The 13,244-nt window shown below is 32.3% G+C and carries 10 protein-coding genes and 1 other annotated feature (1 of these 11 only partly in view); of the genes, 9 read left to right on the plus strand and 1 reads right to left on the minus strand.

From position 1 onward, the window contains the following. Nucleotides 1-60, plus strand: a binding site (T-box leader); it begins 168 nt to the left of the window's first position. Nucleotides 61-132: 72 nt separating this feature from the next. From pheS to aroA, 6 genes are all read left to right on the plus strand, one after another. After that, entirely contained in the window at nucleotides 133-1,152 is a 1,020-nt protein-coding gene (gene pheS / locus N5B56_RS08890; protein WP_260978764.1) for a phenylalanine--tRNA ligase subunit alpha, read from the plus strand. A gap of 30 nt (nucleotides 1,153-1,182) precedes the next feature. Beyond that, a complete protein-coding gene (gene pheT / locus N5B56_RS08895) occupies nucleotides 1,183-3,600 on the plus strand; it encodes a phenylalanine--tRNA ligase subunit beta (RefSeq protein WP_260978765.1) in 2,418 nt (805 codons plus the stop codon). Between the two features lie 9 nt (nucleotides 3,601-3,609). Continuing rightward, nucleotides 3,610-4,107, plus strand: a complete 498-nt coding sequence (locus N5B56_RS08900; protein WP_260978766.1) for an HD domain-containing protein — start codon at nucleotides 3,610-3,612, stop codon at nucleotides 4,105-4,107. 249 nt (nucleotides 4,108-4,356) lie between these two features. After that, nucleotides 4,357-4,809, plus strand: coding sequence for a D-aminoacyl-tRNA deacylase (dtd, locus tag N5B56_RS08905; protein WP_022089082.1), 453 nt, complete (start codon nucleotides 4,357-4,359; stop codon nucleotides 4,807-4,809). An 11-nt stretch (nucleotides 4,810-4,820) separates the two neighbouring features. Next, nucleotides 4,821-5,864: a tRNA preQ1(34) S-adenosylmethionine ribosyltransferase-isomerase QueA gene (gene queA / locus N5B56_RS08910; RefSeq protein ID WP_117910201.1), complete on the plus strand. Its 1,044-nt coding sequence runs from the start codon at nucleotides 4,821-4,823 to the stop codon at nucleotides 5,862-5,864. Between the two features lie 27 nt (nucleotides 5,865-5,891). Further along, a complete protein-coding gene (gene aroA, locus N5B56_RS08915; protein WP_260978767.1) occupies nucleotides 5,892-7,178 on the plus strand; it encodes a 3-phosphoshikimate 1-carboxyvinyltransferase in 1,287 nt (428 codons plus the stop codon). Nucleotides 7,179-7,229: 51 nt separating this feature from the next. Here the strand turns inward: aroA and N5B56_RS08920 are convergent, their stop codons facing one another. Continuing rightward, on the minus strand, nucleotides 7,230-8,330 hold the full coding sequence (locus N5B56_RS08920; protein WP_260978768.1) for a prephenate dehydrogenase: 1,101 nt from the start codon (nucleotides 8,328-8,330) through the stop codon (nucleotides 7,230-7,232). A gap of 360 nt (nucleotides 8,331-8,690) precedes the next feature. On the opposite strand from N5B56_RS08920, the gene N5B56_RS08925 reads away from it, so the two are divergent. The 3 genes from N5B56_RS08925 (at nucleotide 8,691) to N5B56_RS08935 (ending at nucleotide 13,221) form a co-directional block, all read left to right on the plus strand. Then, the gene (locus tag N5B56_RS08925) at nucleotides 8,691-10,781 is read left to right on the plus strand and encodes an elongation factor G (RefSeq protein ID WP_260978769.1); all 2,091 of its coding nucleotides are present in this window, start codon (nucleotides 8,691-8,693) and stop codon (nucleotides 10,779-10,781) included. A gap of 279 nt (nucleotides 10,782-11,060) precedes the next feature. Next, the gene (gene deoC, locus N5B56_RS08930; RefSeq protein ID WP_022089087.1) at nucleotides 11,061-11,723 is read left to right on the plus strand and encodes a deoxyribose-phosphate aldolase; all 663 of its coding nucleotides are present in this window, start codon (nucleotides 11,061-11,063) and stop codon (nucleotides 11,721-11,723) included. A gap of 109 nt (nucleotides 11,724-11,832) precedes the next feature. Further along, nucleotides 11,833-13,221 carry a L,D-transpeptidase gene (locus tag N5B56_RS08935; protein ID WP_260978770.1) on the plus strand — a complete coding sequence of 463 codons (1,389 nt, stop codon included), beginning with the start codon at nucleotides 11,833-11,835 and terminating at the stop codon, nucleotides 13,219-13,221. Nucleotides 13,222-13,244 lie beyond the last annotated feature (23 nt).

Raw genomic sequence — 13,244 nt, forward strand, 5'->3', positions numbered from 1 at the left:
GAGAGCTTGATTATTTTAATCAGGAACTAGGGTGGTACCGCGGATATTTCCGTCCCTTAATCAAGGGTACTTTTTTTATGCAAAAAAATATTTTAAATAGTATCCGAAAATAAGTGAAAGGAAAAATAAATAATGAAGGAAAAGTTAAAAGCAATCAGAGAAGAAGCTGTTTCTAAAATCTTAGAATCAGAAAACTTAGATAAGTTAAATGAAATTAGAGTTGCTTATTTAGGTAAAAAAGGTCAGTTGACAGAAGTACTTAAAGGAATGAAGGACGTTGCTCCTGAAGACAGACCTAAGGTTGGACAGATGGTAAATGAAACAAGAACAGCCATCGAAGAAAAAATGGAAGAAGTAAAAAATAATTTGGCAGCTAAAGCAAGAGAGGCTAAATTAAAGGCAGAAGTAATTGATGTTACACTTCCTGCAAAGAAAAATAAGATTGGTCATTTACATCCAAATACAGTTGCATTAGAAGAATTAGAAAAGATTTTCGTAGGACTTGGATATGAAGTTGTTGAAGGTCCGGAAGTTGAATATGATTACTATAACTTTGAAGCTTTAAATATTCCGGCAAACCATCCGGCTAAAGATGAACAGGATACTTTCTACATAAACAGAAATATGGTTTTAAGAACTCAGACATCATCAGTTCAGGTGCATGTAATGGAAAATGAGAAACCTCCTATCAGAATTATTTCACCGGGAAGAGTTTTCCGTTCAGATGAAGTAGATGCAACACATTCACCATCTTTCCATCAGGTAGAAGGACTTGTAATAGATAAGAATGTTACATTTGCTGACTTAAAAGGAACATTACAGGAATTTGCAAAAGAATTATTTGGAGCAGATACAAAGGTTAAATTCAGACCTCATCATTTCCCATTCACAGAGCCAAGTGCTGAAATGGACGTTACATGCTTTAAATGTGGAGGAAAAGGATGCAGATTCTGTAAAGGTGAAGGATGGATTGAAATTTTAGGATGTGGTATGGTTCATCCTCATGTATTAGAAATGAGTGGAATTGATCCTGAAGAATATACTGGATTTGCTTTCGGCGTTGGTTTGGAAAGAATCGCATTATTAAAATATGAAATCGATGATATGAGATTGTTATATGAAAATGATGATCGTTTCTTATCACAGTTCTAATTTTGTTTATAGAGAAAGGAAGAATTAATCATGAATACACCATTATCTTGGATTAAAGCATATGTTGATGATTTGGATTGTACAGATCAGGAATATATGGATGCAATGACTTTGTCAGGTACAAAGGTAGAAGGATTTGAAAGATTAGATGCTGACCTTGATAAAATTGTTGTAGGTAAAATAGAAAAAATTGAAAAGCATCCTGATGCAGATAAACTTGTTGTCTGTCAGGTTAATGTTGGAAAAGAAACAGTACAGATTGTTACCGGAGCACAGAATGTATTTGAAGGTGCCATCGTACCAGTTGTTCTTGATGGAGGAAGAGTTGCCGGAGGACATGACGGCTCAAAGACTCCGGGTGGTATTAAAATCAAAAAAGGAAAACTTCGTGGAGTTGAAAGTTTTGGTATGATGTGTTCAATAGAAGAATTGGGCTCAACAAATGAAATGTACCCGGAAGCACCTGAAAATGGAATTTATATTTTCCCTGAAGGAACAGAGGTAGGAAGTGATGCAGTAGAAGCATTAGGATTACATGACAGTGTATTTGAATATGAAATTACATCTAACAGAGTTGACTGCTACAGTGTAATTGGTATTGCAAGAGAAGCTGCAGCAACATTTAGAAAACCATTCCATGCACCTGAAACTCATGCAGTTGGAACAGATGGAGATGTTAACGAATATATTAAAGTAGAAGTTAAAGATTCTGATTTATGCTCAAGATATTGTGCAAAAGTAGTTAAAAACGTAAAAATTGGACCATCACCTAAATGGATGCAGAGACGTTTAGCAGCTTGTGGAATCAGACCAATTAACAATCTTGTAGACATTACAAATTATGTTATGGAAGAATTTGGTCAGCCAATGCATGCTTACGATTTAGATACAATTGCAGGTAAACAGATTGTTGTAAGACGTGCAAATGATGGTGAAACATTTACAACACTTGATGGACAGGAAAGAAATCTTGATAGTGAAATGCTTATGATATGTGATGGAGAAAAAGCAATTGGATTAGCAGGAATCATGGGTGGAGAAAATTCAAAAATCACAGATGATGTTAAAGATATGGTATTTGAGGCAGCATGCTTTGATGGAACTAACATCCGTTTATCATCAAAACGTTTAGGCTTAAGAACAGATGCATCAGGAAAATTTGAAAAAGGATTAGACCCTAATAATGCTGAAGCAGCAATCAACAGAGCATGTCAGTTAATAGAAGAACTTGGAGCAGGTGAAGTTGTTGCCGGAATAGTAGATATCTATCCTGAAAAGAAAGAAGAAAATACAGTTAAATTTGAGCCTGAAAAAATTAACAAGTTATTAGGAACAGACTTATCAAAAGAGGAAATGTTAAGTTACTTCCCTGCATTAGAATTAAAATATGATGATAATACACAGTTAATTACAGTTCCTACATTTAGACAGGATTTATACAGAAAATGTGATATTGCAGAAGAAATCGCAAGATTTTATGGATATGACAAGATTCCAATGACACTTCCGTCAGGAGAATCAACATCAGGTAAGATTCCACTTAAAGTACAGATTGAAAAAATTGCAAGTTCAGTTGCACGGTTCTGTGGATTCTCTCAGGCAATGACATATTCATTTGAAAGCAAGAAAGTATTTGATAAACTTTTATTACCTGAAGATTCAGAACTTAGAAATACAGTTTCTATAATGAATCCATTAGGTGAAGATTTTAGTGTAATGAGAACTACATCGTTAAATGGAATGCTTACATCACTTGCAACAAACTTCAATAGAAGAAATAAGAATGTTAAGTTATTTGAACTTGGAAATATTTATCTTCCAAAATCAATGCCTGTAACAGAACTTCCAGATGAAAGAATGCAGTTTACACTTGGATTTTATGGAGAAGGTGATTTCTTTACAATGAAAGGTGTTGTAGAAGAATTCTTTTCACAGGTTGGAATGGATAAAAAAGTAACATATGATGCTAAAGCAGGAAAGACATTTTTACATCCGGGACGTCAGGCAAATGTTATTTATAATGATACAGTTGTTGGTTATTTAGGAGAAGTTCATCCTGAAGTATTAGATAACTATAATATTAAAGACAGAGTATATGTTGCAGTAATTGATATGCCATATATCGTTGAAATGGCATCATTTGATACAAAATATAAAGGAATTGCTAAATATCCTGCTGTAACAAGAGATATTAGTATGGTAGTTCCAAAAGAAATACTTGTAGGTCAGATTGAAGAAGTAATAGAGAAATGTGCCGGAAAGAATCTTGAAAACTATCAGTTGTTTGATATTTATGAGGGAAATCAGATTGAAGAAGGATTTAAGTCAGTTGCATATAAGATTGTATTTAGAGCAAGTGACAGAACACTTGAAGAAGCTGATATCACAAAGGCAATGAACAAGATTCTTAAAGGATTACAGGAACTTGGTATTGAATTAAGAGGTTAAAGGACAAAAATGGATCATATAGAACTTTTTAATAAAATGATTGAGTATTATGAAGGCGATCCAAAGAGAATACAGCATTTTACAAAAGTATTTGAATATTGTAGACTCATTGGAATAATGGAAAATATTCCTGAAAAAGAGCAGTTCGCTTTAGAAACAACAGCTTTAGTTCATGATATTGGAATAAAAAAAGCAGAAGAAGTACATGGAAAAGGAAACTGTAGTGGAAAATTACAGGAAAAACTTGGACCTGAAATTGCTGAAAAAATGTTAAATGAATTAGGTTATCCTAAAGATGTCATTGAAAGAGTAAGTTATTTAGTTGCTCATCATCACACATATAATGATATATGTGACAGCGATTACCAGATTTTAGTTGAAGCAGATTTTTTAGTTAATATATATGAAGACGGATTGCCGTCTCAGAATGTAAAGGCTGCTTATGAAGCTGTATTTAAGACAGAATCAGGCAAGCGTATATGCAGAACGATGTTTGGAATTAAATAATTTTAATTCATGCATTATTTGCAAAGTTCCAATAAAGAAAGGAACATTGTCTGTGCGGATGTATGTGAACAAAGTTTTTCATATATCTGTAGGATTAAATTAAACAGGGAAGGTTGGAATAAAATTTCAACCTTTCCTTTGTTGCTATAGTAGGAAACAAAATGAACGAAGTTCATTTTTTATAAATGTTTCCGACGAATAGCCGCTGACAGAAGGGCAGGGGCATTACATATTGCACAGGAGAATAAAATGAAATTTGTAATACAAAGAGTAAATCATGCATCAGTTAAGGTTGATGGAAATGTAGTAGGTAAAATAGATAAAGGCTATATGGTACTTATAGGTATATCTGAAAATGATACAAAGGAAATAGCAGATAAAATGATTAAGAAAATGATTGGCTTAAGAATTTTTGAAGATGAAAATGGAAAAACAAATATTAGTTTAAAAGATGTATCAGGTGAACTTTTACTTATTTCACAATTTACTTTGTATGCAGATTGTAAAAAAGGAAACAGACCTTCTTTTATCAATGCGGGAAAACCAGATATGGCAAATGAAATGTATGAATACATTATAGAACAATGCAAAAAAGAAATAAGCGTTGTTGAAAAAGGAATATTTGGCGCAGATATGAAAGTTAGTCTGGAAAATGATGGACCATTCACAATTGTTTTAGATAGTAAGGAAATTATAAAATAATGGAAAAAACAATGAATTTACATGATTTTTATTATGATTTACCACAGGAACTGATAGCTCAGGACCCACTTGAGGACAGAAGTAGTTCAAGACTTATGGTATTAAACAAAAACACAGGAAAAATACAACATCATATATTTAAAGATATTGTTAAATATTTGCATAAAGGAGATTGTCTTGTAATTAATAATACAAAAGTTATTCCTGCCAGACTTTTTGGAAGTAAAGTCGGAACAGATGCGAAGATTGAAGTATTATTATTAAAAAGAAAAGAAAATGATGTTTGGGAAACATTAGTTAAACCGGGTAAAAAATGCAAAGTTGGAACTGAAATTTCATTTGGTGAAGGACTTTTAGTTGGAAAGGTTATTGATGTTGTTGAAGAAGGTAACAGATTAATACAATTTAAATATGAAGGCATATTTGAAGAAATACTTGATAAGTTAGGACAGATGCCGCTTCCACCATATATTACACATCAGTTAAAAGATAAAAACAGATATCAGACAGTATATGCAAAGTATGAAGGTAGTGCCGCAGCGCCTACAGCAGGTCTTCATTTTACAAAAGAATTGTTAAATGAAATCAAAGAAAAGGGTGTTGAAATTGCAAATGTAACTCTTCATGTCGGACTAGGTACATTTAGACCTGTAAAAGTAGAAAATGTATTAGAACATCATATGCATTCCGAATTTTATGATGTAGAGGAAGAAGAGGCTAAAAAGATTAATGAATGCCGTAAAAATGGTGGACGAGTTATTGCTGTAGGGACAACAAGCTGTAGAACACTAGAATCTGTTACAGGTGAAGATGGCATTGTTAAGGCAGGAAATGGCTGGACAGAGATATTTATTTATCCGGGCTATAAATTTAAGGCAATTGACTGTCTTATAACTAATTTTCATCTTCCTGAATCAACACTTTTAATGCTTGTATCAGCACTTGCAGGAAGAGAAAATATTATGGCAGCTTATGAAGAAGCAGTAAAAGAAAAATATAGATTTTTCTCATTTGGAGATGCTATGTTTATAACAGATAATGAAACAGAAGAATAGACACATAAACTTATATGAGGATTAGTAATGACAGATGTTTATATAGTACAGAAATTAGAAAATAATAAAGATATTATTGTAAATGTGCCGGGTTCAAAAAGCATAACTAACAGAGCATTAATGTTAGCTGCATTGTCTGATGGAGAGTGTAACTTAGATGGGGTACTTTTTAGTGATGATTCCAGAGCATTTTTAGATTGCCTTGAAAAATTGGGATTTCAATTATTTATAGACGAAAATGAAAAAAGAGTAAAGGTTGTTGGAACATCAGGGGAAATACCAAATAGAAAAGCAACAATAGATGTAAGAAGCGCTGGAACTGCAGCCAGATTCCTAACGGTTATGCTTGCAGTTACAGGAGGAGAATATACTCTTAATTCTTCAGAACAAATGAAAAAAAGACCGATGGGTGAAATTATTGATTTGATAAGAAATGCAGGAGTTAAGATTAGTTGTTTAGAAGAAGAAGGTCATTTTCCATTTATTATTTCTTCAAATGGTTTAGACAAGAAAGAAGTTTCGATTAACACAGATACAAGTAGTCAGTATGCAAGTGCATTATTAATGGCTGCTGTTATGACAGGTTTGAAAATAAAACTAACAGGAAAACGTGTTAACGGTGCATATATAAAAATTACCTTAAATATGCTTAAGCAATTTGGAATTAAATATGTTCAATTTGAAGAAAATAAATATAATATAGAAAAACAAAGGTTCAGATTAGAAAAATATCAGATAGAACCTGATATGTCAGGAGCATGTTATTTCTATGCAATGTCATTAATGATTAAGAAAAAAGTTTTGGTAAAAAATCTGCATTTAAATTCAATGCAGGGAGATATTAAATTTTTATATGCTTTGAAAAAAATGGGATGCCTTGTAAAAGATACTGATGAAGGGATTATAATTGATGGTTCAAATGTATCTGAATACAAAGGAATAGAAATTGATATGAATGATTTTTCTGATCAGGCATTGACAATGGCGTGTGTAGCTGCATTTGCAAAAAGTAAAACATTAATAAAAAATGTAGGACATATAAAAATGCAGGAGTGTGATAGAGTAAATGCCATAATAACTAATCTTAATTGTTTAGGAATAAAAGCAAGAGAAGAATTAGCGGATGGTAAAGTTAATATTTGCATTGAACCGGGAAAAGTCAACAGTGGAGAGATAGAAACTTTTAATGACCACAGAGTTGCTATGGCATTTACACTTATTGGGTTAGTTTGCGGAGGCATAACTATAAAAAATCCGATGTGCTGTAAAAAAACATTTGAAAATTACTTTGATATAATTGATTCGTTGTATTAAATAAAAAAGTGTAACAATTATTTTTGTTAATTGTTACACTTTTTGTTATATTTATTGTCTCTTTACTATGTCATATTTATGTCTTTCAAGCATTTCTACAGCTCTATCAGCTGAATCCTGGTCATAGAAAGAAATTTTAAGAACACCATCTTCAAATTCCCTATTATGAACAATTCCGATATTTTTAATGCTGACGCCACTTGTTGCAAGGATAGTTGCAATAGTAGCAATTGCACCTGATTCATCGATAATATTACAGTAAATTCTGTAACTTCTAGGTATGATAGAATTGTTATGTTCTTCAATGTTATCTCTGTAATCACGGCTTTCAGTAATAAGAGCATTGATGTCTGAGCCACGTTTGTTATCAAGGCTTGATTTAATATCTTTTAAATCATGAATATATTTGTCAAGCATAATGCTGATGTTTTTGGTGTTAGTCATACAAATCTGTTCCCACATTTCAGGTGAAGAACTGGCGATTCTTGTTATGTCTTTAAAACCTCCGGCAGCTAAAGTTTTCATATACTCTTCCTTTGAGTCGTTATGTTTTACTAAGTTAACAAGACTGGCTGCAATCAAATGAGGAAGATGACTAATTGCTGCAACAACTTTATCATGTTCTTCATAAGATATACGAATTGGAATTGCTCCAATCATTTTAACAATTTTAGTTAATTCATCTACATATTTTTGCTCGACTTTATTTGTAGGAGTAAGAGGGTAGTATGCATTTTCAACAAGTCGGTCATTAGCATTTTCATATCCTGTTTTCTCAGAACCGGCCATAGGATGTCCGCCGATAAAATGTTCTTCAAGACCAATGGCATTTACAGCCTGATGAATATTTGTTTTTACACTACCAACATCTGTTATAATACAGTTATCATTTATAATTTTTTTTAAAATACTTAGGTATTCAACATTTTTTTCAACAGGAGTGCATAAGAAAATATAATCACATTGTGAAAATGTTGAATCAACCTTATCAGTTGCAATATTTGCAGTACCATCATTTAAAGCTAATGTTCTGGATGATTCACGTCTGTTATATACAATAATTGTTGATTCAGGTAAAACACGTCGAATAGCTTTTGCAATAGAACCACCAATTAATCCGATTCCAATAAATCCAAATGTTAGTTTTCTCATTTTTTAAGTCCTTTCTTCCCGTAAATTAATCTTCCAACTTTAACGCTTTAAAGTTTAGCACTTTAAAGCAAGATATTCAATATAAAATTTAAACTTTATGTATTAAATAAAAAATTATAAGAATTATTCAAGGCATTATAACCCATTTTATAGGAAAAAACAAATTTTTATTGTAACGTTTTTTAACATAGAGGAATGTTGTAAATCATATAATAATTTTGTAAAATAGATTATATGATAATGAACGGATTAATTAAATATTAAAAATGGTGAACGAAATTATTTTTTATAAATGTTTCAAGAAATAAGCCACCAACCACTGGAAGGGGCAATACATAATAATATTAGGAGGGTACAGCTATGAATGTGTATAAAACATCTCAGGTTAGGAATGTAGTTTTTTTAGGACACGGAGGCGCAGGTAAAACTACATTAGCAGAAGCAATGGCGTACGCAACAGGAGTGATAACCAGAATGGGCAGTGTCGATAATGGAAACACTATAAGCGATTATGACTCAGAAGAAATTAAGCGTAAGTTTTCTATTAATGCGGCAGTTATTCCAATAGAATGGAACGGATTAAAGATTAATATATTGGATGCTCCGGGTTATTTTGATTTTGTCGGACAGACAGAGGATGCCATGAGTGTGGCAGATGCAGCTGTAATAGTAGTAAATGGCAAAGCAGGATTAGAAGTAGGAACGATAAAGGCATGGGAAATATGTGAACGAAGAAAAATTCCAAGAATATTTTTTATTACAGGAATGGATGATCCTAATGCTAAATATATGGAAACCGTAAAGCAATTAAAGGAAACATTTGGTAAACAGATTGCTCCGTTTCATTTGCCAATAATTGAAGATGGCATTTTAACAGGATATGTAAATGTTGTTAAAATGGGTGGACGAAAATTTGTAGGTGATAATGGCGAATATGTGGAAAGAGATATACCGGATAATCTTGAAAGTGATTTGATTCCATGTAGAGAACAGCTTATGGAGGCTGTGGCGGAGTCAGACGAAGAACTTATGGATAAATATTTTAGTGGGGAAGAATTTTCAAATGAAGAAATATCAAAAGCACTTAGAAAAAGTGTAATAAGTTGTGACATAGTTCCTGTACAAATAGGAGCAGGTATTAACTGTAAAGGTGTAAATATGCTTTTACAGACATTCGAAAAATATTTCCCATCACCTGATAAGGCAGAGGTATTTAAGAAAGGAAAAAATCAGGATACAGGTGAGGATGTAATAGCTGATTTTGATGAAACTAAACCTGTAACGGCATATGTATTTAAAACAATAATGGATCCGTTTGTCGGTAAATATTCATTAGTAAAGGTAAGAACAGGTATACTTAAGGCATCAACTACAGTTTATAATCCGTCAAAAGGAATCGAGGAAAAATTAGGAAAACTTTATACTATATGTGGCAAAAATATTTCTGAAATAACCGAATTACACGCAGGAGATATAGGAGCGGTAGGCAAGCTTACAAGCACCAGAACAGGCGATACTTTAGCAACAAAGGAATGGCCGGTAGTTTATCACCCAACTACAATGTCTAAACCATATACATATAAACGATATAAGGCAGTAAAGAAAGGTGAAGAAGATAAATTAGCACAGGCATTGGTTAAGTTGTGTATAGAAGATTTGACACTTAAGACAGTAAGTGACGAAGAAAACAGACAACTTTTACTTTATGGTATAGGAGATCAGCAGTTAGATGTTGTAGCAAGTAAATTAAAGGAAAAATATAAAGTAGAAATTGAATTGTTAAAACCAAAATTTGCATTTAGAGAAACAATTAAAAAGAAAGTTCAGGCTCAGGGCAAACATAAAAAACAGTCAGGCGGACATGGACAGTATGGCGATGTAGTAATTGAATTTGAGCCATCAGGAGATTTATCAAGACCATATGTATTTGAAGAAAAGATATTTGGTGGTTCAGTTCCTAAAAATTATTTTCCTGCGGTCGAAAAAGGAATACAGGAAAGCGTTTTAAAGGGACCTCTTGCAGGATATCCTGTTGTTGGAATTAAGGCAACATTAATTGATGGTTCGTATCATCCTGTAGATTCGTCAGAAGTTGCATTTAAAACAGCAACCATGATTGCATTTAAGAAAGGATTTATGGAAGCGATGCCTGTATTACTACAGCCAATGGCATTACTTACAGTTACAATACCTGATAAATTTACAGGAGATGTAATGGGAGATTTAAATAAGAGACATGGAAGAGTTGTTGGAATGACTCCTGATAAAAATAATATTCAAATTATAGAAGCAGAAATTCCTATGTCTGATTTGTATGGATATTCAACAAGCCTTAGAGCAATAACAGGTGGACTTGGCGAATTTGAATATGTATTGTCCAGATACGAGCAGGCACCGGTTGATGTACAGGAAAAAGAAGTGCGTGAAAGAAGTGAGGCTAATAATAAATAATTTTGCATGATTCTTGTGTAAAGTATTATGTTTGAAATTATAAAAACTAAATGATATGTTAAATGTAAGTGACTATAGGGTTATTTGCTTAAGCAAATAATCCTATAGTTTAATATTGTGGTAGGATTGTGAGAGCGCGTAGCACAGAACAATCCGTAGGCATCAAAAACTCAATATTATATTGTAAAAGAAAATAAAGTGAACACGACTCATTTAGTTTAACGTTTCTAACGATTAGTTGTTAAATAAAGAAAAATAAATTATAAAGGAGAGAATGAGATGGATATTAAAGAAATATTATCAAAAGTTGATCATACGTTATTAAGACCGGAGGCGACATGGAATCAGATAAAAAATATATGTGATGAGGGCATTAAATACAATACAGCTTCAGTATGCATACCTCCTAGCTTTGTAAAACAGGCTGCAGAATATGTTGATGGAAAAATTGCAATATGTACGGTAATTGGTTTCCCAAATGGATATAATACTACAGAAGTAAAATGCTATGAAGCACAAAGTGCCGTTAAAGATGGTGCTAGTGAAATTGATATGGTTATAAATATTGGATGGGTAAAAGAGGAAAAATGGGGAGAAATATTTAATGAGATTAACAAAGTAAAAGATTCATGTAATGGAAAATTACTTAAAGTTATTATTGAAACCTGTCTTTTAACAGATAAAGAAATAGAAAAAATGTCAGAAATAGTTTCTCTTTCAAAAGCAGATTATATAAAGACATCAACAGGATTTTCCACAGAAGGGGCAACTTTCCATTCGGTAAAATTATTTGCTGACAATGTATTCAACAATACTAAAATTAAAGCCGCAGGTGGAATCAGTAGCTTAGAAGATGCAGAAAAATTTATTGAATTAGGAGCAGACAGACTTGGAACAAGCAGAATTGTAAAAATAGCTAAAGAAAAAGAAGAAAATCAGTAGGGAATATCATATATCAGGGCTTATGAGCGACGTCTATATTCTATTGCAAAAATAACCATTTGTTGTATAATATAACAGTATGCGTGAAATTATGGGAAGGAATGATTTTGTGAGTAGAAAAGATAATTCAAAAGCTAAAAATTTAAAAAATATAATTACAACATTAATAGAGGTTATTATTGTTGCAGCTATTATTTTTGGCGGCCTGATGTATGTTCAGCATAGATTACAGTCAAGAGGAACTGCAAGTACACAAGGAAAAGGAATTGACAGTAAAGAAGAAACACAGGATGAAGAGCAGAATAGTGGGACAGGTAAATATAATCTTGTGGTCAATATAAAAAAGAATGCTCTCATTGTATACGAGACAGACAAGGATAATAATGAGGTTCCTACCTATGTCTTTCAGTGTTCCGTTGGAGATGGAATAAATGAAGGCAAGGGTAAGGTTCAGAAAAAATACACTTGGCTTGATATTAATAAATCATGGCATAAATATAACTCACAGATTTCTGAAAACAGTTGGATTCAGTCAGTTAATTATAGTGAAAAATATAGTTGGACTTTAAATAAAAAATCATATAACAGTTTAGGAGAAAAGCAAAAAGCAGGTTCATGTATTTTGCTTACTGCAAGAGATGCAAAATGGATATATGATAACTGTGGAACAGGAACTAAAGTTAAAATTGTAAAAGGTTCAAAGAAGGATGTATTACCTATGGAACCGCTTACAAAGACTGAAACATATAAAAAATGTGGGTGGGATCCTACTGACACTGATGAAGCTAATCCTTATTTAAAGCTTGCTAACAGTACAATTGCTGTTGGTGATAAGGTTGTATATGTTGAAAAAGGTACAGATGTAAAATACCTTGAAAATATAATTGCAATTAATGCTAACGGACAGGATGTTACATCGAAATTAAAATACAATAAAATAGATTCAGGCACGCTTGGAAAAAATAAAGTTAAATTTACATATAAAAATAAAGCCGGAGAAAAATTTTCTCAGACAGTTGTATTTAAAGTAATTGATACGACCTGTCCTAAGGTAACATTATCAACATATAAATTTAAATATGAAGTTAAGAGTGCAAGCATAAAAGATTATCAGAAAGATAAAGTAAAAAAAGCAATAGAAGATTTAGTTAAGTCAAAAGCAAGTTGTGATGAAAGTGGAGTTACAATTAAAGCAGTGGCTTTTCCTAAAGATCAATTAGAAATTGGAGATAATTCCGTTAAAGTAATTGCTACTGATGAATCAGGTAATATTGGAAACTGTGAAGCAACAGTTGAATTAGTTATTAAGGAAACTAAATTAAATAAGAAACCAAAAGTACCTGAATCGACTAAGCATAAAAAAGAAGAAACTACTACAAAGAAGAGTAAAGAAGAAACAACGACAAAGAAAAAGTCTGAGGAAACAACAACACAGAATTCTAAAGAAATAACTTCTCAGACTAGTGAAATGCAAACAGCAGCAAATTTAGCTGAGTAAATAATAAAATGATTATAAATTAT

The organism is Eubacterium album (assembly GCF_025336545.1).
Lineage (GTDB): Bacteria > Bacillota > Clostridia > Lachnospirales > Lachnospiraceae > Eubacterium_U > Eubacterium_U album.

What these genes read in the sequence shown, in the direction of transcription:
- pheS (WP_260978764.1), top strand. Translation starts at nt 133, where the DNA reads ATGAAGGAAAAGTTAAAAGCAATCAGAGAAGAAGCTGTTTCTAAAATC.
- pheT (WP_260978765.1), top strand. Translation starts at nt 1,183, where the DNA reads ATGAATACACCATTATCTTGGATTAAAGCATATGTTGATGATTTGGAT.
- N5B56_RS08900 (WP_260978766.1), top strand. Translation starts at nt 3,610, where the DNA reads ATGGATCATATAGAACTTTTTAATAAAATGATTGAGTATTATGAAGGC.
- dtd (WP_022089082.1), top strand. Translation starts at nt 4,357, where the DNA reads ATGAAATTTGTAATACAAAGAGTAAATCATGCATCAGTTAAGGTTGAT.
- queA (WP_117910201.1), top strand. Translation starts at nt 4,821, where the DNA reads ATGAATTTACATGATTTTTATTATGATTTACCACAGGAACTGATAGCT.
- aroA (WP_260978767.1), top strand. Translation starts at nt 5,892, where the DNA reads ATGACAGATGTTTATATAGTACAGAAATTAGAAAATAATAAAGATATT.
- N5B56_RS08920 (WP_260978768.1), bottom strand. Translation starts at nt 8,330, where the DNA reads ATGAGAAAACTAACATTTGGATTTATTGGAATCGGATTAATTGGTGGT.
- N5B56_RS08925 (WP_260978769.1), top strand. Translation starts at nt 8,691, where the DNA reads ATGAATGTGTATAAAACATCTCAGGTTAGGAATGTAGTTTTTTTAGGA.
- deoC (WP_022089087.1), top strand. Translation starts at nt 11,061, where the DNA reads ATGGATATTAAAGAAATATTATCAAAAGTTGATCATACGTTATTAAGA.